The following is a 23,940-nucleotide window of genomic DNA, read 5'->3' as shown; positions in this document are numbered from 1 at the left end:
ACGCTGGTCCTTCCCCTCTTCTGCTCGGCTGTCCCGGATCCGGACGTGTCACGGCCGGGCGAGCACCCGGCCGCACACCGCTCCCACCGCCAGCGCCACGACGACGTCGGAGCCTACCGGTGGAACGACCACCGCGGACGTCGACAGCGCGGCCACGCCGGCGAAGACGAGGGCGCCCACACAGGCCGCCCCGAGCCGGGCGTCACCGAGCCGGAGGTCCGGGCGGTCCCGGGTGAGCCACCCGGCGAGCGCCCCGACCGCGAGCGGGAACGAGACGACTGCCAGGACGGCGAGCGCGGGCACGTACGACCACAGGCGGGTGCCGCGCCGAGCGCTGGGTGCGTCGCCGGTGGATGCGTCGCCGGCGCCCGGTCCGTCGGCAGTCGCGTGCTCCCCCGCCCGGGCGCGCCCGCCGCGACGCGCGGGCAGGCCCACGGCGAGCAGGCACACGGCGAGCAGGAGGAGCACCGCGACCAGGCCGAGGCCGCCGACGAGCGCCAACCGGAACGGCACCTGCGGGGCGTAGTCCAGCGCGACGACTCCGGTCGTCCCAGCCGGGACGACGAAGCCCTGCCGCCAGCCGTCCAGCACGACCGGCGACAGCTCGGTCCCGTCGATGCTCGCCGTCCACCCGCGGTTGAAGCTCTCGGAGACCCCGAGCACAGCCTCCGGGGACGACCAGACCTCGACCTCGCGATGCGTGGAGGACCACGACCGGACGCTCGGCTGCACCACCCACGCGCCCGCTTCCGGCGGGGACGGCGCCAGCACGAGGCTCGAGGTGACGAACCCCTCGGGGTTCACCACCCGGATGCGGTGCTCGCCGGGCGTCAGCGTGACCGACCGCTTCCCGCACGGGATGACGGCGAGGTTCCGCCCCGACCGGATGTCGCTGAGGGTGCCGCTGATGCGTGTCTGCACGATGCGCCCACCCACCTCGACGGTCGGTCCGAAGCCGCACGCAGTGCCGGTGGGCGTCGCCGGGTCGGGTCGGTGCTGCAGGTCCCCGATCCCGGCCACCTCGAGCTCGGCGATCCCGACGCCGTCGAGGCCGGCCTGGCCGTAGGCCGTCACCCGCAGCCGGTTGGTCCGCACCGGTTGCATGACTCCCGCCTGTGGGCCCTGCGTCGCCACGAGCTGGGGATCGCCCGTTCCGGGTCCGCCCTCGACGACGACGTAATCGGGCAGGTCCCCCGGTTGGTCGGGCGAGCTGCTCACCTCGATGCGTGACACGGTCCGCCGCGGCCCCCAGGTCAGCTGGAGGGCGGCGGCGGGGTCGCCGGGAGCCGAGGTCCACCCGGTCTCCGGCCTCCCGTCCAGTGCGCCGGCCGCGCTCACCGCGGGGTCGCCGCCGTACGTGGAGGTGGCGACGACGTCCACGAGGTCGTCCGACAGCGGCGCGAACAGGCCGGCGAGGGAGGGACCGTGGGTCGCGAGGGCGTGCCCCTTGAGGGTCCACTCACCGCTCTCCTCCACGGTGATCGTGCGGTCGAACCCCGGCGTCTCGGACGTCTCCCGCTGCCAGCCCAGCTCGCACCCGACGACACGGTCGTCCTCGGCCACGGCACACGCGCGGCGAGGCACCTCGCTGGTCAGGAAGACCGACGTGTCCGACGACACCGGGCCCGGCACGACCAGCGACCGGCTGACGTCTCGCCCTTCGATGCGTACGTCTGACAGTCGCACCTGGCCGCGGTCGACAGCGGCGCCCAGCACCGTGATCCGCAGGGTGCTGGCGGCGTCGTCGTCGACGCCGACGTCCGGGACGGCGCCGTTCGGCTCCACCTCGGCCACCGTCGACCGGTCCTCCGTGGAGATCCGCACCGACTTCACCGGTGCACCGGAGAAGGTGTCGAACGACAGGGACACGTCGCCCACCGGGGTGGGTCGGTCGAACGCGACCTCGATCCACTGCCCCTGCGGTCGCGACAGCGGGGCGCTGCCCCACGCGGTGTAGATGGAGCGGTCGAACGCCGCGTAGGGGTGCTGCTCGGGTCGCACCGGGCCGAGGATGTCGGCGTAGCCCGCCGAGCTCGAGGCCGCGATGGCGGAGACCCCGTCGTACGCCGCGGTCGTCCGCGTCGTCGGCATGGCACTGTCGCTGTGGTCGTGGGCCAGCCGGTCGACGCGGTAGTCCTCGGCGGACGTCATCACGCCCGACCGCGGGTCGTGGACGCGGCCGAAGCTGCGCTCCACCCGTCGGAGGCTGTCGGTGACGACGTCCGGAGCCTCCTCCCCCACGGCCAGCACGGCCGCCTGGTGCTCCCCCACGAGACCGGCCGCGCGGAGGTCGGGCACGATCTCCGGTGCACCGTCGACCACCACCCGGTCGTCCCACTCCTGGAGGTCGACCCGCGGCTCGCCGTCGTGGCGGAGCTCGAACACCTCGACGGAGGCAGGTCCGCCTTCCGTGCTGCCGAAGGACGCGGCCAGGCGGGCGCCGGGGACGTTGCCGATCGCAGCGCGCACCAGCTCCGGCTGGGGCGCGTCGACCTCGTCGGGGTCGAGGTCGTTGCGCACGACCACGTGCGTGACGCCTAGGGCCTCGAGCGCGGCCGCGAGGTGCTTCTGCGGACGCGGATCGGACACCGAGTGCTCGACGGAGTCGAGGAGGCGCAGGGTGCCCGCCGGGGCCACCGTGACCTGCGCCCGCGCCATCCACGGCGCGGGGTCGAGCACCTGGATCGGTTCGTCGATCGTCCGTCCCCAGGTCTGGACGGCGAAGCCGGCGCCGGGGAGCACGATCGTGCGGGTCGGACCGGGCTGGTCGTCCAGGAAGGCGACCGCATCGCGCCAAGGAGCTGCGATGTCGTCGAATCCTCCCTTGGAGCGCAGCGAACCTGCAGCGGCAGGGCCCGCGGCAGCCAGGACGAGGAGGGCGACCGCCCCGAGCGAGATCCATCGCACCGGGATCGGAGCGGACCCAGCGGTCGGGCGCCACGTGCGCGGCACGGCGGAGGTGACGAAGGCCGCCAGGCCCAGGCTCAACGGCAGGCGGACCACCGGGTCGAACTTGTGGATGTTGCGCAGCGGGGCGAGCCACGTGTCGAGGGCGTGGAGCCAGCTGTCGGCGAGGACCGACCCGGCCCAGCCGCCGGTCCCGGCCGTGAGCACTCCGAGGCCGACGAGGACCGACACGGCGAGCACCCGACGCTGCCACAGGTCCCGCTGCAGCAGGCCCGCCAGTCCGATGCCGGCCACCAGCACGGTCGGCAACAGCAGCCATCGGGAGGAGGCCAGCTCGTAGCCGCCCTCCCAGCCGATCTGCCCGCCACCGGGGAAGAAGGCCACCCAGTGGCTGGTGCCACGCAAGGACGAGAGCCAGCCCGTCGACCCCGCGGTGTTGTTGGCGGACTCGATGAAGTCCAGGAAGGGAGGCGCGTAGGAGCCGAGCAGCAGGAGGGGGACGACCCACCACAGAGAGGCGAGCACGACCAGCGAGCCCCACCCCGCGAGGTGGACGGCCCGTTGGCGCAACGACCTGCCCGAGGCGAGGAGCAGCAGCAACGCCGGCAGCACCAGGCAGGCCACCACGAGAGTCGCGTTCTGGCCGCCCATCACCGGCACCGTGGCCGCCGAGAGGACGAAGGCCACCCATCCGCGGATCCGACCGCGCAGGAACAGCACCAGCGGCAGCACCGTCCACGGCAGCACCGCGGCAGGCAGGGTCTCGCCGCTGAGTCCGCCCACGGTCGTCAGCACCCGCGGCGAGAGCATGTAGGCGAGGCCGGCGAGCACGGCGCCGACCTGCCCGATGCCGGGCCAGCTCGCCGCCAGCCGCCGGGCACCCTCGTACGCCAGCAGCATCACCAGCGCCGACCACAGGCGCTGCCACACCCACATCGGTGCCCCGAGCAGGTCGCCGAGGAGGAACGCGGGCCCCATCGGGAAGAGGTAGCCGGACGCCTGGTTCTGCAAGCCCCCCAGCGCCCAGTCGGCGTTCCACAGGTCCGCGCTGCGCACGAGCAGGTCCGCCGGGTCCAGCTGGAGGTCCAGCTTGGTGTCGAAGGTGATGCGCCCGGGCTGCTGCCAGAGGTTCAGCACGAGCACCGACGCGACGACGACCAGGTGCACGCCCCACAGCCACGGGAGGCGCAGCGGAGGCCGTCGGCGGACCGGGGCAGTGGAGCCGTCGGTCACTGGGACTGCCTTCCGTGTTGATCCGTCCGGGCGGCGCAGAGTCTATATTCTGCGTCCGTACCACGGCCCAGCCGCGCCGTTCGACGCCCGAGGGACTTCACATGACCGATTGCCGACCCGCCGAGTTCGACGCGACGTGGACCGTCGCCTCGACGATCCCCGGGTGGCTGACGGAGGCCCAGGCACGGCTGCTCTTCGACACCGCGCAGGAGCTGTCCGAGCGCCCGCTGATCGTCGAGATCGGCAGCCACCAGGGCAAGTCCACGGTGGTCCTGGCGTCCGCTGCCCGCGCGATCGGGGGCCGGGTGGTGGCGGTCGACCCCTTCGTCGACGGCCGGCTCTTCGGCGGCGCGTCCACGCGGACGAAGTTCGAGGGCAACGTGGCGGCGGCCGAGCTGGGCGACGTCGTCGAGCTGCTCCCGGACTACAGCACCCGCGCCCGTACGACGTGGGCCCGCGACATCGACTACCTCTACATCGACGGCAAGCACGACTACTGGACGCTGAGCGACGACCTCAAGTGGGCGCGCCACCTGCCGCAGGGGGCACCGATCCTCGTCCACGACTGCTACTCCTCCATCGGGGTCACCCTCGGGGTGCTGGCCAAGGTCCTCCCGTCACGGACCATCCGCTACGAGCGCCGCGCCGGCTCGCTGGCCCTCTTCCGGGTCGGCCGCCCCAGCCTCCGGGACCGGCTCCGGATCCTGCGCGAGGTCCCGTGGTGGCTGCGCAACGTCGCCGTCAAGGTGCTCCTGCGCCTCCGGTTGCGGGCCGTCGCGGCCCGCGTGTTCGGGCACGAGGGCCCGTACGACCCCTACTGAGGCTCGTCCAGCCGGTAGATCCTGCGCTCCAGCATCTCCCCCGGTCGGGCGTGCTCGGGCTTCACCACCGCGTCGAACGGGATGCGGCGATCGCGGCGACGGTGGCGCGTGGGCCACGTCCAGGCGGCCGTGAGCGCCTGCGCCGCGACGGCCTCCCAGCCGCGCTGGTGGCCCGGGGCCCGCATGGCACGGTCGTAGAACTCGGGATCGAGCTCCCCCTCGGTCCGCAGGTCGACCGCCCCCGTCCAGTGGTACTGGATCACGCGGTGCTCGAAGCGACGGTTCAGCACCGCGTCGAGCTCGTCGCGCACCCCGGCCCGCTCGATGTAGCCGTGGATCTCGGCGTCGAACCACGGCGCCTGCTTGGCGGTGAGCACCAGGGTCGGTCCGGTTGCCCCGTCCTCGAGCCGGCACCACCACACGTGGCTCGGGAAGTCGACGATCTTGGCGCTCGCCGCCTCCGGGACCTCGATGTAGCCCGCACGCGCCACGCGGGTCAGCTCGGCGGCGACGGCGACCGGGTCCGCGACGTGTTCCAGCAGGTTGGAGCAGATCGCGTAGTCGAACGCCCCGTCCCGGAACGGCATGTCCGCCGCGTCGGCGTCGAACAGCGGCCGGCTCACCCGGGCCGCCGCGCGTCCCGAGCGCTGCGCGGAGTGCTCGGCCCCGGTGTAGCGGTCGAGGAGCACGTCCGCCCGCCACGAGGGCTTGTCGCCGCTGCCGACGTCCAGGACGAGTGCGTCGTCATCGACCGGCACGGCGATGCGTCGCTGGTGGAAGACGCGCAGCGCCTCGAGTGGGGCCATGGTCGAGGAGTATGGCAGGGGCTCCGCCAAGTCGGCCGAGCACGGGACGCGAACCGAACCGGCGGGTAACCTAGGCCTCATGCAGGGAGCGAACCCCGCGTCCCTCGAGGGACGCCACGTCGTGCTGTTCAACTGGCGCGACACCCAGAACCCCGAGGGAGGGGGGTCGGAGCGCTACGTCGAGGCGATGGCGCGCGGCCTCGTCGAGCGCGGTGCCCGGGCCACGATCTTCTGCGCCGCGCACGACAGCGCGCCCGCCGACGAGGTGGTCGACGGCGTGCGCTTCGTACGCCGTGGCGACCACCTCGCGATCTACCTGATCGGGGCGCTGCGGCTGCTGCTGCGCCGCTTCGGCAAGGTCGACCTGGTGGTCGACGTGCAGAACGGCCTGCCCTTCTTCACCCGGTTCGCGACCCGGGCTCCCGTGGTCGTCCTGGTCCACCACGTGCACCGCGAGCAGTGGCCGGTGGTCTTCCCCGGCCTCCTGGGGCGCGTCGGCTGGTGGATCGAGCGCGTCGTGGCGCCCCGCGTCTACCGCAGGTCGCAGTACGTCGCGGTGTCCCGCGCCACGCGCGCCGAGCTCATCGCCCTCGGCATCGGCCGCGAACGCATCGCGGTGGTGCACAACGGCACCGCTCCACCCCCGGTGACGCACGTCGCCCGCAGCGCGACCCCCACCCTGTGCGTGCTGGGCCGGCTCGTGCCGCACAAGCAGGTCGAGCACGCGATCGACGCCATCGTGGCCCTGCGCGCCGACCACCCCGAGGCCTCACTGGTGGTCGTCGGCAACGGCTGGTGGGAGGAGTCCCTGCGCACCTACGTCGCGGAGCGCGGCGCCGGCGACGCGGTCACCTTCACCGGTCACGTCAGCGAGCAGGAGAAGCACGACATCCTGGCGCGGTCCTGGTTGATGGTGCTGCCCTCGCTCAAGGAGGGCTGGGGCATCGTGATCGGCGAGGCCGGCAGCCACGGCGTGCCCACCGTCGCCTACGCCTCCGCAGGGGGCACCCGCGAGTCGATCGCGGACGGCACCTCAGGCCTGCTCGTGGACACGCCCGAGGAGCTGACCGAGACCGTACGCCGCCTCGTGGCCGACCACGCGGAGCGCAAGCGGCTCGGCAAGGGCGCCCGGGAGATGTCGCACACCTTCTCGTGGGCCCACTCGCAGGAGTCGTTCGCCCACGTCCTGGCGGACGTCCTCGCCGGACGCCTGGTCGCCGTCGAGGACCCGGACGGTCCCTGAGCGGTCGCCCGCGCCCGGGCAACACGAAGCACCGCCGCGGTCACCTCTCGGTGCGCGGCGGTGTCGGCTGGGGTCTGGTTACTCGGCGACCTGGTTGGTGCCGTAGTCCATGACGTTCTGGTCGGGCTGCGACGGGGCGCTGCTGACCGTGTTCACCACGCCTACGGTGGTGAGCCCGGCGAGCACGAAGCCCACGACGACTGCCACGATTCCACCGATCATTCGCTGCACGTCAAATTCTCCAGTTCACTAGACCGAGAGCACGGTAGCACCTCGTCAGCCGTCCCGAGGCATTTGGCGCGACCTCGTGAGGCTCCTCGCCAACCCCAGGCCAGCTGCCACCACTGTGCCCGCTGCCATCGACCACGCGAGCACCAGCAGGACGAGGAGCGGCCGCCGGTCGGCAGGGCTGGGGGCCGCACCGCCCTCGGACGGGGGCAGCGCCCACACCGTGAGCAGGCTCCCCCGGTGCAGCACCTCCGCGCCGGGCAGGGCGACCTCGGTGCCGTACCTGTCGTCGTCGACCCCGTCCGCAGCGAGAGCGTCCGACGCGGCCCTGTCAGCGACGACCCACCCGATGCCCTCGTCCGCCAGCGCCTGCTCCAGCTCACCGGCGTCCAGCGTCGCGAGGTGCGCCGTCACGCGCCCGGCCCGGAGGTCCTCCCCCGCGATCTCGCGCCCCGACACGACGAGCGTGTCGCTGGCGAGGTAGTCGGCGGGGAGGTAGCGCCCGAGCGGGTCCAGGGTCCGCCTGCCGTCGTTCCAGGCGGGCCTCCGGTAGGACGTGAACGGCAGCAGCAGGACGTCGCCCTCGTGGCCGGCCTCCCGGCTGGTCTCCAGTGCCTGCCGGGCGGTCGCGTACTCCTCGGGGAAGTCGACCGCGTCCAGCCGACCGGTGATCCCCAGCGCGCCGTCGGGCATCAGCGCGACCGGGGCGAGGACGAGGGCGGTGCCCAGCGCCACGCCGGGCGTGCGCGCGGGCACCGCCGCCAGACGTGCGACGCCGAGGCCGAAGAGCAGCGCCTGGAGCGGTGCCGCCAGTGCCAGGAAGCGCGTCCCGTCGCGCAGCAGGCCCGCACCGGGCACGTGTGCCACCAGCCACCCCACCCCACCGGGCGTCACGACGCCCGCCACCGCCAGGACCAGGCCGAGGACGGCCGGGACCACGAGGGCCACCTGGTCCGCCCGTGCAGCGTCGCGACGCCACGGACGTACGCCGGCCACGCAGACGGCTGCCACCAGGACGAGGGCGGCGAGGCCCACCCACGCCGTGCGCGAGGCCGGGACCACCTCCGCGTTCCAGATGCCGCCGAGACCGAGCACCGCCGCCCACGGGGGCAGCACGCCCTCCCCCTGCGCGGCGAACAGCGCGACGGCGGCGGGATCGCTCACCGTTCCCGACCCGTGGATCGCGCCCGCCACGATCCATGGTGCGTTCACCGCGGCGACCGCTCCGGTCACCCACGTCAGGGGCCGAACCGCCTCCCGGCCGGAAGCGGCGACGCCGGCCACCGCCAGCACGCCGGCGACGAGGCCGCCGACCGGGCTCAGGCTCGCGAAGGCGAGCCAGAGGACGAGCTGCGGCAGGACTCGCTCGCCCGAGGCCAGCCTCCGGGCGCACAGGTGGATCCACGGCAGGCTGGCGTAGGTCATCAGGAGCGGCCAGTGGCCGATCCCCAGCCGCTCGACGACGAAGGGGTTCCAGACGTAGAGGGTGGCCACGGCCAACGGGCCGACGAGACCAGGACCGCGGACCAGCCGAGCGGCGCCCGTCCCGGCGAGGACCAGGGACCCCAGCAGGACCGCCTTCTGCAGGAGCATGCCCGGCACGACCTCGTCCAGCAGCGCGACCACGAGGTCCGAGGGCACCGCGCGCGGCAGGCTCGACCCGGTGCCCCAGAAGTCCCCGCGCATCGTCAGCTCCGGGACCCAGACCATGTCGTAGGTCAGGACGTAGCCCGGGCCGAGCGCGCCACCCAGCATGAGCACGGCGAGGACCGCCGACCACAGTGGCGGAGCGGCGCGCAGGCCCACAGCACCGATCCGTCTCTGCACGAGAGCACAGCCTAGGTGCTCCGCACCGGCCCGCCCCGCGACGCCGCCGGGCAGGCCGCCGGTTCCGGGCGCGCTGCGTCGTTGCGCCTAGGATGCGGCGGGTGACGGCCCCGAGAAGCGTGCGCTCCCGGCGCTCCTTCGACGGCAGCGCCGTCGCCGTGGCCACCAGCGTGATGAACGTGGCGACCTACGGCTTCACCATCATCGCAGCGCGGGTCATCGGACCCAGCGAGTACGGAGCGTTCGCCGCCTGCCTCAGCTTCCTGCTCGTGGTGCAGGTCGGGGCACTCGGCCTGCAGGCGACGGCAGCCCGGCGCATCGCGCTCGACAGGGGCCACGTCGCCGCGATCGAGAAGGCGATCCTGAGGCTGACGGCCAAGGTGTCGCTCGTCGTCGGGCTGGTCATGCTGGCACTGGTGCCTGTGATCAACCGGCTGCTCAACCTCGACGACCTCCTCACCGCCACCATCGTGGCGCTCACCGTCGTCCCGTTGACCCTGGCCGGCGGCCAGGCCGGCGTGCTCCAGGGCGAGCGCCGGTGGCGTGCCCTCGCCGTGTTCTACCTGGCGGGCGGCATCCCGAGGCTCGTCGTCGGCACCTCGCTCATCCTCTGGCGGCCCGACGCGACGACAGCGCTGCTCGGCGTCGGCATCGGCTTCCTCTTCCCGGTGGCCGTCGGCGCCTGGTTCCTGCGGCACCGGCGTACGCCGGAGCTGGTGCCCGCTGAGCACTCCGCGCGCGCGATGCTCCTCGAGAGCGTGCTCAACGCCCAGGTCCTCCTCGCGTTCTTCGCCCTCTCCAGCGCGGACATCGTCATGGCCCGGCACGTGCTCACCGAGCACGACGCCGGGCTCTACGCGGCCGGCCTGATCATGACCAAGGTGATGCTGTTCCTGCCGCAGTTCATCGTGGTGATCGCGTTCCCCGACATGGCCACTCCCGAGAACCGGAAGCGCGCGTTGCGCCACAGCCTGCTCGCGGTCGCCGGGCTGGGACTGGCGTTCGTGCTCGCGGCCCGGGTGCTGTCCGGCCTCGCGATGGTGTTCGTGGGTGGCGACGAGTTCGGCGAGGTCGAGGACCTGCTCTGGGTGTTCGCGGTCCTCGGCACGGTGCTGGCGATGCTGCAGCTCCAGGTGTACGCCGTGCTCGCCCGGCAGGGGCGCCGTACCGTGCTGCTGGTCTGGGCAGCCCTGGCCACCGTCGTCGCGCTCGGCCTCCGCACCGACTCGGTCATCGGCCTGGTGGGCGTGGTGGTCGCCGTGGATGCCGTCCTGCTCGTGGTGCTCACGCTCGCGAGCCTCCGCATCGCGAGGACCACTCCCCCGCCGCCGGTGACGTCACAGCTGCCGACCTGACGGTGCTCGGCCGGAGCGTGCTCCGCACGTGCGGCGGGATGGGGCCGCCGTTCCCGCTGGCGTACGACGCGCGACCGGCTGCCGGACGAACGGTGCGCCGGCTCAGTGCGCGGCGTCGTGCCAGCTGCGCCCGGTGCCGATCGAGACGTCGAGCGGCACGGCGAGGTCGGCGGCTCCGCCCATCTCGGCGCGGACGAGCGAGGCGAGGGCCTCGCCCTCCCCCGGCGCGACCTCGAAGACCAGCTCGTCGTGGACCTGGAGCAGCATCCGCGAGCGCAGGCCCTGCTCGGCGAGTGCGCGCTCGACCCCGAGCATCGCGACCTTGACCAGGTCGGCCGCCGAGCCCTGGATCGGGGCGTTGAGGGCCATCCGCTCGGCCATCTCGCGGCGCTGGCGGTTGTCGCTGGTGAGGTCGGGCAGGTAGCGGCGCCGGCCGAGGATGGTCTCGGTGAACCCCGAGCGGCGGGCTTCGTCGACGATCCCGCCGAGGTAGTCACGCACGCCGCCGAAGGTCTCGAAGTACTCGTCCATCAGGCCGCGCGCCTCGGAGGTGTCGATGCGCAGCTGCTGCGAGAGGCCGAAGGCGGACAGGCCGTAGGCGAGGCCGTAGTTCATCGCCTTGATCTTGGCGCGCTGCTCGACGCTGACGTCGGCGGCGTCGACACCGAACACCCGGGCGGCGGTGATCGAGTGGAAGTCCTGCCCGGAGCGGAACGCCTCGATGAGCAGGGCGTCCTCCGAGAGGTGGGCCATGATGCGCATCTCGACCTGGCTGTAGTCGGCCGTCATCAGCGACTCGCCGCCCTCGCCCACCACGAAGCCCTCCCGGATCCGGCGGCCGGCCTCGGTGCGGATCGGGATGTTCTGGAGGTTGGGGTCGGTGCTCGAGAGCCGTCCGGTGGCCGCGATGATCTGGTTGTAGGTGGTGTGGATGCGCCCGTCCGGGGCCACCGTCTTGAGCAGACCCTCGACCGTCTGGCGCAGCCGGATGACGTCGCGGTGGCGCAGCAGGTGCTGGAGGAAGGGGTGCTCGGTCTTCTCGAAGAGCTGCTGGAGCGCATCGGCGTCCGTGGTGTATCCGGTCTTGGTGCGCTTGGTCTTCGGCATGTCGAGCTCGTCGAACAGCACGACCTGCAGCTGCTTGGGCGACCCGAGGTTGATCTCCTTGCCGATGACGTCGTAGGCGTCGGTGGCGGCCGCGCGCACCTGCTCGCTGAACTCCGACTCGAGACCCTCGAGGTAGTCGGTGTCGACCGCGATCCCGACCTGCTCCATGCGGACCAGGGTGCCGATGAGCGGCAGCTCCACCTCGCGCAGCAGCTGGGTGCCGCCGTGCTCCTCGACGGCACCGTCGAGGGCGTCGGCGAGGTCGAGCACCGCCCGGGCGGTGAGCATCGCGGTGTCGCTGGCGGTGGTGTCGTCCATCGCGTCGAAGCTGAGCTGGTCGGCGTCGGCGGAGTCCTGGCGCAGCTCGCGCTTGAGGTAGCGCAGGGTGAGGTCGGCGAGGGCGTACGAGCGCTGGTCGGGCTGGACGAGGTAGGCGGCGAGCGCGGTGTCGACCTCGAGGCCGGCCAGCTCCCACCCGCGCGCGGCCAGCGCCAGGCTCGGTCCGTTGGCGTCGTGGAGGGCCTTGGGTCGCCCGGGGTCGGCGAGCCAGGTCGCCACGGCGGCGTCGTCGTCGGGGCCGAGGTCGGCCGCGTCGATCCAGGCCGCCTGTCCCTCCCGCGTGGCGACGGCGATCGAGTGCACGTCGCCCGTGCCCGCTCGCCACGTGCCCTGGACCGCGACCCCGACGCGCGTGCCGGCGGGCGCGTGCTCGTCGAGCCAGGCCGCCGCCTCGCCGGTGGCCAGGCGCCGGCCGTCCAGCTCGAAGCCGGCCTCGGCCTCGACGGCCTCGTCCGGGTCGGGGTCGATCGTGTCGAGGAGGCGGGTGCGCAGCTCGCCGCGGAACTCGAGCTCGTCGAGCAGCTCGAGGCCGGCCGTACGGTCCCAGGGCTGGCGCGCCAGTCCCTCGGGGCGTACGGGGAGGGTGAGGTCGCGGACGAGCGCGTTGAGCCGGCGGTTGCGGATGACGTCGCCGAGGTGGGCGCGAAGGGCCTCCCCCTTCTTGCCGGTGATCTCGTCGGCACGTGCGATCACGTTGTCGAGGCCGTCGAACTGGTTGATCCACTTCGCGGCGTAGCCCTGCCCGACGCCCGGCACGCCCGGGAGGTTGTCGGAGGTCTCGCCGACGATGGCAGCGAGCTCGGGGTAGCGGTGCGGGGGCACGCCGTACTTCTCATGCACCGCCGCGGGCGTCAGGCGGGCCAGCTCGCTCACGCCGCGCATCGTGTAGAGGACGGTGGAGTCCTCCGTCACGAGCTGGATGGAGTCGCGGTCGCCGGTCATGATCAGCACCTGCATACCCTCGGCGAGCGCCTGGGTCGCCAGCGTGGCGATGATGTCGTCGGCCTCGTAGCCGTCCATCGACAGGTGCTGGATGTGCAGCGCGTCGAGGACGCGCCGGATCAGCGGCAGCTGGCTGCCGAACTCGTCGGGCGTCTTGTTGCGCTTGGCCTTGTAGTCGCTGTACTCCTCGAGCCGGAAGGTCTGGCGAGACTTGTCGAACGCGACCGCGACGTGCGTGGGGGCCTCGTCGCGCAGGACGTTGACCAGCATCGAGGTGAAGCCGTAGACGGCGTTGGTGTGCTGGCCGGACGCGGTCGCGAAGTTCTCCACCGGCAGGGCGAAGAAGGCCCGGTAGGCCAGGGAGTGGCCGTCCAGCAGCAGGAGGCGGGGGCGGCGGTGCTCGTCGGGGGTGGGCTCGCTCGTCTCAGGCACCCGCCGACTCTATCCGCCGCCACCGACACCGCCGTGCCCGGGAACCCGCCCGTGGCGCGGGCCGACCCTCCGCAAGAATGGGGCCATGAGCACGCCACCCGAGTCCCGTCCCGAGTCCCGTCCCGAGTCTCTGGCCCAGCTGAGCGTCGAGGAGCTGATCGCCTTCATGCCGGAGGGCAACGGGCGCCTCAACGACAAGATGGGGGTCGAGCTCGTGGAGGTCTCCGCCGAGCGGGTCGTGGCGACCATGCCGGTCGAGGGCAACACCCAGCCGTACGGCCTCCTTCACGGCGGCGCCTCGGTGGTGCTCGCCGAGACCCTGGGCTCGATCGGGTCGGCCATCCACGCCTACCCCGCCAAGATCGCCGTGGGTGTCGACATCAACGCCACCCACCACCGCGCCGCCACGTCGGGGACGGTCACCGGCGTGGCGACCGCGATCCACCTCGGCCGCTCGTCGACGTCGTACGACATCGTGATCAGTGACGACCAGGGCCGACGGGTGTGCACCTCGCGGATCACCTGCGCTCTGCTGGACGCTCCGCAGCGCTGAGCGCCGCCCCGGCTCAGCCCGGGACGCGCTCGCGGCGGATCCGACGCGCGGCCAGCACCCGGTCGATGCGCTGCCGGCTCGTCGCGGCCTGCGTCACCTGGCGCGCCTGGGGCAGCCGGGCGCGTACGGCGCTCGTGGTGGCCGCGCGCAGCGTCGCCTGCGGTGCGAACGACAACCGCGCCATGAACCGGTTGGCGTCGCGCGCCTCCGCGGCCGCGGCGGTCTGGACGTGGGTGATGCCGTGCTGGTCGGCGAAGCGGCAGGCGGCCTCCATGAGCGCGCTGCCGACGCCCTTGCGGCGGAACCGCGCGAACACGTGGGGCGAGACCGCGAGGACCGCGGGCTCGAGGTTGAGCGGGGTGAACGTGGTCGCCTCGAGGTAGACCGCACCGGCCACCTCGCCGTCGACCTCGGCCACCGCGAGCAGGCGGGTGTCGGAGGTGTCCGCCTCGGCGACGACGCGCGCCACGTCGGCGAGCTGCTCGTCGAGACCGCCCTTGCGCAGGATGTCGCTCCACAGCTCCCGCAGCGAGGCGACGTCCGTCGGCCCTGCTGCGCGTACGGTCACCGGCGTCCGACTCATCGACCCACCTCTGCTCGAGCACCCACAGTGGTCCCCCGCCGCTCCTGATGCGGCACCACACCCGGGCGAGGGTACGCCCAAGCCGTCCCGCACGCCATGGCGAGGTGGCACTACTTGTGATGTCCGGGGCGACCCGGGCGAATGTAACGGCCGGGTGACGATGCCTCGCGCGTCTCCCTCCCCGCCCCGAGCAGTGCACTACGCTCCCCGGCATGTCATCCAGCACCCTTCCGCGTCCGCGCGGCATCATCCGGAGCTCCATCGCCCTCGCGTCCACCCTGGCGCTCGCCACGGTCCTCACGGCGTGCGGCTCCGACGACGGCGGCGACTCGGCCGGCGACAGCGGCTCCGGCGACGAGTCCGGCCTCACCACCATCTCCAGCGGCACGCTGACGGTGTGCTCCGACGTCCCGTACCCGCCGTTCGAGGACTTCGACGAGACCTCGGAGTCGGGCTTCAAGGGCTTCGACATCGACATCGTCCAGGCGATCGCCGACGGCCTCGAGCTCGAGCTCGAGGTCAAGGACTCCTCCTTCGACGCGCTCCAGAGCGGCCAGGCCCTCAACGCCGCCCAGTGCGACATCGCCGCCAGCGCGATGACGATCACCGAGGAGCGCAAGGCAGCCCTCGACTTCTCCGACGGCTACTACGACTCCCAGCAGTCGCTGCTGGTGGCCGAGGGCTCCGACATCGCCTCTATCGACGACCTCGACGGCGTGAAGGTCGGCGTCCAGCAGGGCACCACCGGCAAGGCCTACGCCGAGGAGAACGCCAGCGGCGCGGACATCGTGTCCTTCCCCAGCGACGCCGAGATGTTCCAGGCGATCAAGGCCGGCCAGGTCGAGGCGCTGCTGCAGGACCTCCCCGTCAACATCAACCACCAGGAGCAGGGCGGCTTCTCGGTCGTCGAGACCTACTCGACCGACGAGTCCTACGGCCTGGCGATGAAGAAGGGCAACACGGAGCTGGTCGACGCGGTCAACGAGCAGCTCTCCGAGATGCGCGACGACGGCACCTACGACGAGATCTACAACACCTACTTCGCGACCGAGTGACCTGCGCGTGGCTCTGAAGCGCTCGACGCGTCGCACCCTCAGCAGGGCGGTCCTCTACGCCGTCCTGCTGGGGGTGTTGCTCCTGGTCGGCCTGAGTGCCGACTGGGCCACCATCCGCGCCAACTTCTTCGCCCCTGCCGGCATCGGCAACCCGTTCACCGGTGACTGGGGCACCTGGCCCGACCTGATCACGGTCGGCGTCAAGAACTCCCTGATCTACACCGCCGTCGCCTTCGGGGCGGGGCTGGTGCTCGGGGTCGTGCTCGCCCTGATGCGACTCTCCCCCGTGGCGGCCTACCGCTGGATCGCCACCGCCTACATCGAGTTCTTCCGCGGCCTGCCCGTGCTGCTGGTCGTCCTGGTGATGGCGTTCGGAATCCCGATCGCGTTCAACGGATGGACCCCGCCAGGCGGCACCGTCGGCGCCGGCGTCGTCGGCCTGATCCTGGTCGCCGCCGCCTACATGGCCGAGACCATCCGGGCCGGCATCCAGGCCGTGCCGAAGGGCCAGACCGAGGCCGCGCGCTCGCTCGGCATGAGCGCCGGCCGCACCACGGTCACCGTGGTGCTGCCCCAGGCGTTCCGGATCGTGATCCCGCCGCTGACCAACGAGTTCGTCCTGCTCATCAAGGACACGGCGCTGCTGTTCGTGATCGGTTTCGCCGCCAGCCAGCGTGAGCTCACCACGATCGCGCGTGACTTCATGGCCTCGAGCGCCACCGCCGGGACCGCGACCAGCCTGATCCAGGCCTCGATCCTCTACCTCCTGATCACGCTGCCGCTCACCCGACTGGTGTCGTGGCTCGAGCACAAGCAGCAGAAGGCCCGGTGACCATGACCACGAGCGCCCAGGCGGCTCCCGCCATCCAGATCCGCGACCTGCACAAGTCCTTCGGGTCCAACAAGGTCCTCAAGGGCATCGACTTCCACGTCGACAACGGCGAGGTCGTGTGCGTGATCGGCCCGTCGGGCTCGGGCAAGTCGACGCTGCTGCGCTGCGTCAACCGCCTCGAGGAGCCCGACAGCGGCCAGATCCTGGTCGAGGGGGTCGACATCATCGACCCCGAGACCGACCTCGACGCCGTTCGCTCGCGCATCGGCATGGTCTTCCAGCAGTTCAACCTCTTCCCCCACATGAACGTGCTGCGCAACCTCACGGTGGCGCAGCAGAAGGTGAAGGGGCGCTCCAAGAAGGAGGCCGTCGAGGTCGCCCGGGCCAACCTCGAGAAGGTCGGGCTGAGCGGTCGCGAGAACGTCTACCCCGCGCACCTGTCGGGTGGCCAGCAGCAGCGCGTGGCGATCGCTCGTGCCCTGTCCATGGACCCCGACATGATGCTCTTCGACGAGCCGACCTCTGCGCTCGACCCCGAGCTCGTCGGCGACGTGCTCGAGGTGATGAAGACCCTCGCCGGCGAGGGCATGACCATGATGGTCGTGACCCACGAGATGGGCTTCGCCCGCGAGGTGGGCGACAAGCTGGTCTTCATGGACGGCGGCGTCATCGTCGAGGAGGGCGACCCGCGCGAGGTGCTGGCCAACCCGCAGCAGGAGCGGACCCAGGCGTTCCTGTCCAAGGTGCTGTGACCGAGTCGGTGCATGCACAGGGCCCAGCCGGATCGGCTGGGCCCTGTTGCGTGAGCGCGTCGGCGTCGACTCAGATGTCCCCGCCGAGGTAGGCGGCCTTCACCGAGTCGTCCCCGGCGAGCTCGCTGCCCTTGCCCGAGCGGACGATCTCGCCCGTCTCGAGGATGTGGGCGTCGTCGGCGGCCTTGAGCGCCTGCGCGGCGTTCTGCTCGACCAGCAGCACCGTGGTGCCCTGCGCATTGATCTCCTTGATGATGGAGAAGATCTGCGCGATGAGCTTGGGCGCCAGGCCCATCGACGGCTCGTCGAGCAGCAGCAGCCGGGGCCGGGCCATGAGGGCACGCCCGATCGCCAGCATCTGCTGCTCGCCACCCGACATGGTGCCGGCGGACTGGTTGATCCTCTCGGACAGGCGCGGGAAGAGCGTCAGCACCCGGTCCATGTCCTCCTGGTACGCCTTGCTCTTGCGGTCGTTGCGCACGAAGGCACCCATGTCGAGGTTCTCGCGCACGCTCATGCCGACGAAGCAGCGACGTCCCTCGGGCGACTGGCTGATGCCGAGCTTGACCCGCTCGTACGGCGCCGCGTGGGTGATGTCCTTGCCGTCGAACTTCACCGAGCCGGCCCGCACCTTGCGGATGCCCGAGAGGGTCTTCAGCGTCGTGGTCTTCCCTGCGCCGTTGGCGCCGATCAGGGTCGTGACACTCCCCTCGGGCACGCTGAAGCTGATGTCACGGATGGCCTCGATGTGCCCGTAGTTGACACACAGCCCCTCCACCTCAAGAAGCATCTTCTTCCTCCACTCCGAGGTAGGCGGCGATGACCGCAGGGTTGTCGCGGATCTCCGCCGGTGCACCCTCGGCGATCTTCTTGCCGAACTCGAGCACCACGATGCGATCGGTCACGCCCATCACCAGGCGCATGTCGTGCTCGATGAGCAGCACGGTGAACCCCCGGTCGCGGACCTTGCGGATCAGGTCCATCAGGATCCGCTTCTCCTGCGGGTTGAAGCCGGCCGCCGGCTCGTCGAGGCAGATCAGCTTGGGCTGCGTCGCCATGGCGCGCGCGATCTCCAGACGTCGCTGATCGCCGTAGGAGAGGTTCGCCGCCAGCTCGTCGGCCTGCTTGGCCAGGCCCATGAAGCGCAGCAGCTCCATGGCCCGGTCGTGGCCGGCAGCCTCCTCGCGGCGGTGCTTCGGCAGCCGGAACAGCGCGCTGAACATGCCGGTGGTGTGCTGCGCGTCCGCGCCGACCAGCACGTTCTCGAGCGCGGTCATCGTGGGGAACAGGCGGATGTTCTGGAACGTACGGGCGATCCCGGCCTGCGTGATCTCGAAGCGCTTCTTGCCGGCCAGGGACTCACCGTTGAACCGGATGGTCCCGGAGGTCGGCTTGTAGACCCCCGTGATGGCGTTGAAGCAGGTCGTCTTCCCGGCGCCGTTGGGGCCGATGAGGCCGAGGATCTCGCCCTCCTTGATGTCGAAGCTGACGTTGTCGAGCGCCGTCAGGCCGCCGAACCTCAGCGTCAACTGGTCCACCTCGAGGATGGGTGTGTCAGGCATGCGCCTTCTCCTCTCCGTCAGTGCCTACTTCGAGCTCCTCGAGCTCCTGCTCCAGCTGCTTGGCGCGCACGGTCCGCCTCGGCGGGAAGAGACCCTCCGGGCGCAGGATCGCCAGCGCCACCAGGGCGAGTCCGAACACCAGCACGCGGAAGTCGTCGAACTCGCGGAAGCGCTGTGGCAGGTACGCCACGAGGGTCGCACCGACGAGGACGCCCCAGCGGTTGCCCTGCCCACCGACCACGACCGCGGCCAGGAACAGGATCGAGAAGAGCAGCAGGAACGAGTCGGGGTTGATGAAGTTCTGCCGGCTGGCGTAGAGCGCACCGGCGAGACCCCCGATGAAGGCACCGGTGGCGAAGGCCAGGAGCTTGAAGCGGAAGGTGGGCACGCCCATCAGCTCCGCGGCGTCCTCGTCCTCACGCGTCGCCTCCCAGGCACGGCCGACCCGGCTGTTCTTGATGAGGTAGTCGGCGAACAGCATGATGATGACGACCGTGAGACCCAGCCAGTAGTAGGGGATCTGGTCGAGCACGCCGAACACGAGGAACTTGGTGGTGTCCTGCGTGTCGATCAGCACCGTGCCGTCGCCCCAGTAGAGGTGCGGGATCTCGAACAGGCCCTCGGTGCCGCCCACGCTCGGCGGGCGGGCGACGTTGCTGATGCCCTTGCGCTCACCCAGCCACTCGGTGTTGACCGCGACCAGACGGATGATCTCGCCGAAGCCGAGCGTCACGATGGCGAGGTAGTCGCCGCGGACCCGCAGGGTCGGTGCACCGAGCAGAACGCCCGAGATCGTGCTCGCGAGCACCGCGATCGGGAGAGCGAAGAGGAGCGGCCAGTTGGCGTGGAACGACGTGAGGATCGCTGCGGTGTAGGCGCCGACGGCGTAGAAGCCGACGTAGCCGAGGTCGAGGAGCCCGGCGTAGCCGACCACGATGTTGAGGCCGAGCGCCACCAGCATGTACATGGTCACCACGAACAGGACGCCACCGAAGTCGACGCCCGGGGTGGTGATGAAGGGTGGCTCCAGCAGCGGCAGCGCGTAGGCGAGGATCGCGAGGAGCACCCACATCGCGATCTTGACCGGCTTGGGGAGCTTCGACAGTGACAGCTTGAGCTTGCTCATGCGCGTGCCTTTCCGAGCGACTCACCGAGCAGTCCGGTGGGTCGGAAGAGAAGGATGACGACCAGCAGGACGAAGGCGACCACGTGGCGCCACTCCGTACCGAGCAGGGCCGACCCCCAGATCTCGGCGACACCGAGCACGAGTCCGCCGAGCAGTGCTCCGCGCAGGTTGCCGATGCCGCCGAGGACGGCGGCGGTGAAGGCCTTGACGCCGAGCAGGAAGCCCACGTCGAACTTGGTCGTCTCGATCTTGAGCATGTAGAGGAAGGCCGCGACGCCGGCCATCAGGCCGCCGATGAGGAAGGTCATCTGGATGGTGCGCGTCGGGTTGACGCCCATCATGGAGGCGGTCTCGGGGTCCTGGGCCGTGGCACGGATGCCCTTTCCCAGCTTGGAGCGGCGCACGAACTGGTCGACGACGACCATCATCGCGACGGCGGAGAAGATGACGAGCAGGTCGATGCTCGACACGATGATGCCCGCCACCTCCCAGCGGGGCGCGTCGACGACGCCGGCGATGCTGTTGTTGATGCGGGCCTTGCCGACGTAGTCGGAGAGGTCGTCGTCGAGACCGACCCACCCTGCGACCCGGTCACGCAGGCCCATCAGCTCGGCGAGCACGAAGCTCGCGCCGATGGCGGAGATGAGCGCGATCAGGCGAGGGGCGTTGCGCTTGATCAGGGGACGGTAGGCGACCCGTTCGAGGACGAGCGCGATCACTGCGGACATCGCCATGGCCGCCAGCAGCGAGGCGAGGAGGATCGCGATCAGCTCCACGCCGTTGGCGTCGGCACCACCGAGCGCCATCACCGTCCACAGCATGGCGAAGGTGCCGTACATGAACACTTCGGAGTGCGCGAAGTTGATGAGCTGCAGCACGCCGTAGACCATCGTGTAGCCCAGCGCGATCAGCGCGTAGATCGCGCCGAACGCCAGCCCGGACAGTGTCAGTCCGGGCAGGTTGTTGAAGAAGAACTCGAAGTTCACGCAAGGCCTCCTGGCCGGGGGTCAGCCATCGGATCTGGACAGTGGCGCGGCCGGGGAGGTCGTCCCCGGCCGCGCCTGTTGCCTGTTGTGACGGTCGGCTGTCTGTCAGCCGATCTCGCCCTCGGAGACGATCTCGCCGCCCTCGACCTTGTAGGCGTAGACCTTCACGTCGGCAGGCTCGCCGGTCTCGTCGAACGAGAGCTGCTTGGTGATGCCGGCCTCGTCGTAGCCGTTGACGTGCTCGAGCATGGCCTCGCGGTCGCCGATGCCGTCGCCGATGCCGTCGAGGAAGATCGTCGCGGCGTCGTAGGCCTCGGCGGCGTAGGTGCCGGGGGCCTCGCCGAACTCCTCCTCGTAGGCGCTGGCGAAGTCGGCCACGGCCGGGTCGGTGTCGGGGATGCACGGGCAGGTGATGATGGTGCCCTCGGCTGCGTCCCCGGCGTCGAGGTAGGCCGGGTCCTTCACGCCGTCGGCCACGACGAACGTGCCCTCGAAGCCACCCTGGCGGAGCTGACCGATGAGGATCGTCGCCTCGGCGTAGTAGCCACCGAAGAAGACCGCGTCGGCCTCGGAGTCGACGACCTTGGAGACGGTCGCGGCGAAGTCGGTGTCACCGACCTGGATGGTGTCGGAGCCGGCCACGGCGTCGGCGCCGAGGTCCTCCTCGACGATGCCGGCCAGGCCGGCGCCGTACTCGGAGGCGTCGTCGATGACGTAGGTGCTCTTGGCCTGCAGCGTGTCCTTGATGTAGGCCGCGGCAGCCGGGCCCTGGGTCGCGTCGTTGCCGAGCGCGCGGTGGAAGGTGTCCCAGCCGTTCTCGGACAGCGCGGGGTTGGTGGCCGACGGGCTCACCGTCGGGACACCGGCCTCGGCGAAGATCGGGCCGGCGGCCGCGGACTCACCGGAGAAGGCGGGACCGACGACGCCGATGATCGACTCGTCGCCGGCGATCTCGGTCGCCAGGGCGGGGGCCTCGTCGGGCGAGCCCTGCGAGTCGTAGTTGACCAGCTCGACCTCGCAGTCGGCGTCCTCGTTGTACTGCGAGACGGCCAGCTCGGCACCCTGGATGATCGGCTTGCCGAGACCGGCCGCGGGGCCCGTCTCGGGGCCGAAGAAGGCGAGCTTCAGGTCGCAGGCGGCCTCGCCGCCGCCACCGCCGCTGCCTCCCTCGTCGCCGCCGTCCTCGGTCGTGCCACAGGCGGTCAGCACCAAACCGGCCACCGCCGCGACCGCGACGGCCTGCCAGGACTTGGATGAGCGGATCATGGACCCTCCGTAGTTCTAAGTGGGCTGTCCACCTCGGCAGCCTCGTGCCCGGAACCTAACACTCGGAATGTGGCACGGGACACGATTGAGCGCACGCAGGTTCGTGCCGTTGCCGTTTCGTGACCAAGTGGTCTGCACCGGAAACGCGGCGCGTCAGGAAGGCCCGTCGGCACCCAGTCCGGCGACGCCGTGCTCCACGACCCCGTCGGCCACCTGCTTCATCGACAGGCGCAGGTCCATCGCGGTCTTCTGGATCCAGCGGAACGCGTCGGGCTCGCTCAGCCCGAGCTTCTCCTGGAGCACGCTCTTGGCGCGGTCGACCGACTTGCGGGTGGCGAGCGACTCCTGGAGGTCGGAGACCTCGCGCTCCAGCACCGCGATCTCGGCGTACCTGCTCACGGCCATCTCGATCGCGGGCACCAGGTCACCGCGCTGGAACGGCTTGACGAGGTACGCCATCGCGCCGGCGTCGCGCGCCCTGGCGACGAGGTCACGCTGCGAGAACGCCGTCAGGATCACGACCGGCGCGATCCGCTCGCCCGCGATCGCCTCCGCCGCGGCGATGCCGTCGAGGACGGGCATCTTGACGTCGAGGATGACCAGGTCTGGCCGCAGCTCGCGCGCCAGCTCGACGGCCTTCTGGCCGTCCCCGGCCTGCCCGACGACCTCGTAGCCCTCCTCGCCGAGCATCTCGGCGAGGTCCATGCGGATGAGGGCCTCGTCCTCGGCGATCACGACACGGCGTATGCCGTCGTCGGGTCGCGCGGCGGGCGTGGGCTCGGGCTGGTCGGCGGGCTGCGTCACGTCGGCAAGGCTAGTCGGATAGGGTTTCGGAGCCGATTCAGCCCCGGTACTCCAACGGCAGAGAGAGTGGTCTCAAACACCATCCAGTGTGAGTTCGAATCTCACCCGGGGCACCTGAGCCGGTGTCGGTGGTCGTTGACATCGTGGCGACGTGCACGAGGCACCAGTTCGCATCGAAGCCCTCCGGCTGCTGGGCGACTCAGCCAGCCTGAGCGCGACCAGTCGGGCAACGGGCGTGGCCCGGTCGACGATCCGGTCCTGGGCGGCGTCCATCGGAGCCGGACCCACCGACTGCTGTCGGTGCCTCGGAGCGAGTCCCTCAACGGGCTCCCCCTACGCAGCACTCCTCGGCTTCTACCTGGGCGATGGAGGCATCTCCACCTACAGGCGGCACACCACGATCCGTGTGTCGTGCGACGCCCGGCTGCCCGGAACCATCACGGACGTGTCGCGTGCGCTTCGCCTCGTCCGCCCGGCTTCCGTGGTCTCCCACATACGGGCACCGGGCGTGATCGTCGTCCAGAGCAACTGGAAGCACTGGCCCTGCCTGTTCCCCCAGCACGGACCGGGTCGCAAGCACGAGCGGGCGATCGTCCTGGAGGAGTGGCAGCGCGAGGTCGTGAGGGCCTTCCCCGCGGACTTCCTCCGCGGCCTCTTCCACTCCGACGGGTGCCGGGTGAACAACTGGGCGACACGTGTGGTCAGCGGCGAGAAGAAGCGCTACGACTACCCGAGGTGGCAGTTCGTCAACGCCTCCGAGGACATCCTCGGCCTGTGCACCTGGGCGCTGGACCTCGTGGAGGTGCCGTGGCGCCGCTCGGGAGCGCGAGTCGTCTCGGTGTCCCGGAAGGACGCCGTCGCGCGCCTCGACGAGCTCATCGGCGTGAAGGAGTGATCAGACTGGACCCGTGGGACAAGGTGACCACGCCCGTAGCACCCTCGTCCCTCATCGGGCTAGCCGGACTTAGGTAGCGGTCACGACCGGTTCCAACGGCGCTGTTGATGACCCCGAGAGTCGGAGAAGGTCTAGCCTCCAATCTCGGACAAGGAGCACCAAATGTCTCGGTTCCAGCGCACGGTCTTGCTGATCGTCTCTCTCCTCGGCGCGCTTCTGACGCCTCTCACTGTTGCAGCGCCCGCGAACGCGCAAGTCGGTTCTGGGCAGGTCTGGCGATGCCATG

At 71.1% G+C, this 23,940-nt stretch carries 20 protein-coding genes and 1 tRNA gene; 9 read left to right on the top strand and 12 right to left on the bottom strand.

Annotated elements, in window-relative coordinates; genetic code table 11:
• Positions 1-48: 48 nt before the first annotated feature.
• The gene (locus IEZ24_RS06770) at positions 49-4,140 is read right to left on the bottom strand and encodes an alpha-(1->3)-arabinofuranosyltransferase domain-containing protein (RefSeq protein WP_129453829.1); all 4,092 of its coding nucleotides are present in this window, start codon (positions 4,138-4,140) and stop codon (positions 49-51) included.
• A 101-nt stretch (positions 4,141-4,241) separates the two neighbouring features.
• Here IEZ24_RS06770 and IEZ24_RS06765 point away from each other — a divergent pair, with 101 nt between their 5' ends.
• Positions 4,242-4,961, top strand: coding sequence for a class I SAM-dependent methyltransferase (locus IEZ24_RS06765; protein WP_129453828.1), 720 nt, complete (start codon positions 4,242-4,244; stop codon positions 4,959-4,961).
• Here the strand turns inward: IEZ24_RS06765 and IEZ24_RS06760 are convergent.
• On the bottom strand, positions 4,955-5,767 hold the full coding sequence (locus IEZ24_RS06760) for a class I SAM-dependent methyltransferase (protein ID WP_165355986.1): 813 nt from the start codon (positions 5,765-5,767) through the stop codon (positions 4,955-4,957). The genes IEZ24_RS06765 and IEZ24_RS06760 overlap by 7 nt on opposite strands.
• A gap of 79 nt (positions 5,768-5,846) precedes the next feature.
• Between IEZ24_RS06760 and IEZ24_RS06755 the strand changes: the two genes are divergently transcribed.
• Positions 5,847-7,010 (top strand): glycosyltransferase family 4 protein, encoded by a 1,164-nt coding sequence (locus IEZ24_RS06755; RefSeq protein WP_129453826.1) that lies wholly within the window; start codon positions 5,847-5,849, stop codon positions 7,008-7,010.
• 78 nt (positions 7,011-7,088) lie between these two features.
• On the opposite strand, the gene IEZ24_RS06750 is transcribed toward IEZ24_RS06755, so the two are convergent.
• Both IEZ24_RS06750 and IEZ24_RS06745 read right to left on the bottom strand, forming a co-directional pair.
• Positions 7,089-7,232, bottom strand: a complete 144-nt coding sequence (locus tag IEZ24_RS06750) for a hypothetical protein (RefSeq protein WP_224744984.1) — start codon at positions 7,230-7,232, stop codon at positions 7,089-7,091.
• A gap of 54 nt (positions 7,233-7,286) precedes the next feature.
• Complete coding sequence (locus IEZ24_RS06745) at positions 7,287-9,065, bottom strand: hypothetical protein (RefSeq protein ID WP_129453824.1); 1,779 nt, start codon at positions 9,063-9,065, stop codon at positions 7,287-7,289.
• 101 nt (positions 9,066-9,166) lie between these two features.
• On the opposite strand from IEZ24_RS06745, the gene IEZ24_RS06740 reads away from it, so the two are divergent.
• Positions 9,167-10,420 (top strand): lipopolysaccharide biosynthesis protein, encoded by a 1,254-nt coding sequence (locus IEZ24_RS06740; RefSeq protein ID WP_242498396.1) that lies wholly within the window; start codon positions 9,167-9,169, stop codon positions 10,418-10,420.
• Positions 10,421-10,522: 102 nt separating this feature from the next.
• Here the strand turns inward: IEZ24_RS06740 and polA are convergent, their stop codons facing one another.
• Complete coding sequence (gene polA, locus IEZ24_RS06735; protein ID WP_129453822.1) at positions 10,523-13,240, bottom strand: DNA polymerase I; 2,718 nt, start codon at positions 13,238-13,240, stop codon at positions 10,523-10,525.
• Between the two features lie 85 nt (positions 13,241-13,325).
• On the opposite strand from polA, the gene IEZ24_RS06730 reads away from it, so the two are divergent.
• Positions 13,326-13,793, top strand: a complete 468-nt coding sequence (locus tag IEZ24_RS06730; RefSeq protein WP_318151916.1) for a hotdog fold thioesterase — start codon at positions 13,326-13,328, stop codon at positions 13,791-13,793.
• A gap of 13 nt (positions 13,794-13,806) precedes the next feature.
• Here the strand turns inward: IEZ24_RS06730 and IEZ24_RS06725 are convergent, their stop codons facing one another.
• Positions 13,807-14,376, bottom strand: coding sequence for a GNAT family N-acetyltransferase (locus tag IEZ24_RS06725; RefSeq protein WP_129453821.1), 570 nt, complete (start codon positions 14,374-14,376; stop codon positions 13,807-13,809).
• A gap of 212 nt (positions 14,377-14,588) precedes the next feature.
• On the opposite strand from IEZ24_RS06725, the gene IEZ24_RS06720 reads away from it, so the two are divergent.
• Genes IEZ24_RS06720 through IEZ24_RS06710 form a run of 3 tightly spaced genes read left to right on the top strand, consistent with a single transcriptional unit; the run spans position 14,589 to position 17,015 of the window.
• The gene (locus IEZ24_RS06720) at positions 14,589-15,431 is read left to right on the top strand and encodes a basic amino acid ABC transporter substrate-binding protein (RefSeq protein WP_129453820.1); all 843 of its coding nucleotides are present in this window, start codon (positions 14,589-14,591) and stop codon (positions 15,429-15,431) included.
• A gap of 7 nt (positions 15,432-15,438) precedes the next feature.
• Positions 15,439-16,263: an amino acid ABC transporter permease gene (locus IEZ24_RS06715; protein ID WP_129453819.1), complete on the top strand. Its 825-nt coding sequence runs from the start codon at positions 15,439-15,441 to the stop codon at positions 16,261-16,263.
• Positions 16,264-16,265: 2 nt separating this feature from the next.
• On the top strand, positions 16,266-17,015 hold the full coding sequence (locus IEZ24_RS06710) for an amino acid ABC transporter ATP-binding protein (RefSeq protein ID WP_129453888.1): 750 nt from the start codon (positions 16,266-16,268) through the stop codon (positions 17,013-17,015).
• A gap of 70 nt (positions 17,016-17,085) precedes the next feature.
• Here the strand turns inward: IEZ24_RS06710 and IEZ24_RS06705 are convergent, their stop codons facing one another.
• The 6 genes from IEZ24_RS06705 to IEZ24_RS06680 all read right to left on the bottom strand — a co-directional run bounded on the left by IEZ24_RS06705 (position 17,086) and on the right by IEZ24_RS06680 (position 22,759).
• Positions 17,086-17,793, bottom strand: a complete 708-nt coding sequence (locus tag IEZ24_RS06705; RefSeq protein WP_455429460.1) for an ABC transporter ATP-binding protein — start codon at positions 17,791-17,793, stop codon at positions 17,086-17,088.
• A 1-nt stretch (position 17,794) separates the two neighbouring features.
• Positions 17,795-18,577, bottom strand: coding sequence for an ABC transporter ATP-binding protein (locus tag IEZ24_RS06700; protein WP_129453817.1), 783 nt, complete (start codon positions 18,575-18,577; stop codon positions 17,795-17,797).
• Entirely contained in the window at positions 18,570-19,703 is a 1,134-nt protein-coding gene (locus tag IEZ24_RS06695) for a branched-chain amino acid ABC transporter permease (RefSeq protein WP_224744930.1), read from the bottom strand. The genes IEZ24_RS06700 and IEZ24_RS06695 overlap by 8 nt, the downstream gene beginning before the upstream one ends.
• The gene (locus IEZ24_RS06690; protein WP_129453816.1) at positions 19,700-20,689 is read right to left on the bottom strand and encodes a branched-chain amino acid ABC transporter permease; all 990 of its coding nucleotides are present in this window, start codon (positions 20,687-20,689) and stop codon (positions 19,700-19,702) included. The genes IEZ24_RS06695 and IEZ24_RS06690 overlap by 4 nt, the downstream gene beginning before the upstream one ends.
• Before the next feature lie 105 nt (positions 20,690-20,794).
• Positions 20,795-21,955 carry a branched-chain amino acid ABC transporter substrate-binding protein gene (locus tag IEZ24_RS06685; protein ID WP_129453815.1) on the bottom strand — a complete coding sequence of 387 codons (1,161 nt, stop codon included), beginning with the start codon at positions 21,953-21,955 and terminating at the stop codon, positions 20,795-20,797.
• A 153-nt stretch (positions 21,956-22,108) separates the two neighbouring features.
• Positions 22,109-22,759, bottom strand: a complete 651-nt coding sequence (locus tag IEZ24_RS06680; RefSeq protein ID WP_129453814.1) for an ANTAR domain-containing response regulator — start codon at positions 22,757-22,759, stop codon at positions 22,109-22,111.
• 40 nt (positions 22,760-22,799) lie between these two features.
• Between IEZ24_RS06680 and IEZ24_RS06675 the strand changes: the two genes are divergently transcribed.
• Positions 22,800-22,872: transfer RNA gene (locus IEZ24_RS06675), tRNA-Leu, on the top strand.
• Positions 22,873-23,267: 395 nt separating this feature from the next.
• Entirely contained in the window at positions 23,268-23,654 is a 387-nt protein-coding gene (locus IEZ24_RS21600; protein WP_224744929.1) for a hypothetical protein, read from the top strand.
• Positions 23,655-23,940: the final 286 nt, after the last annotated feature.

Source organism: Nocardioides ganghwensis, assembly GCF_014779655.1.
In the GTDB taxonomy this organism is placed as follows: domain Bacteria; phylum Actinomycetota; class Actinomycetes; order Propionibacteriales; family Nocardioidaceae; genus Nocardioides; species Nocardioides ganghwensis.
The sequence above is the reverse complement of the archived record's forward strand: the minus strand, read 5'-3'. Positions and strand labels throughout refer to the sequence as shown.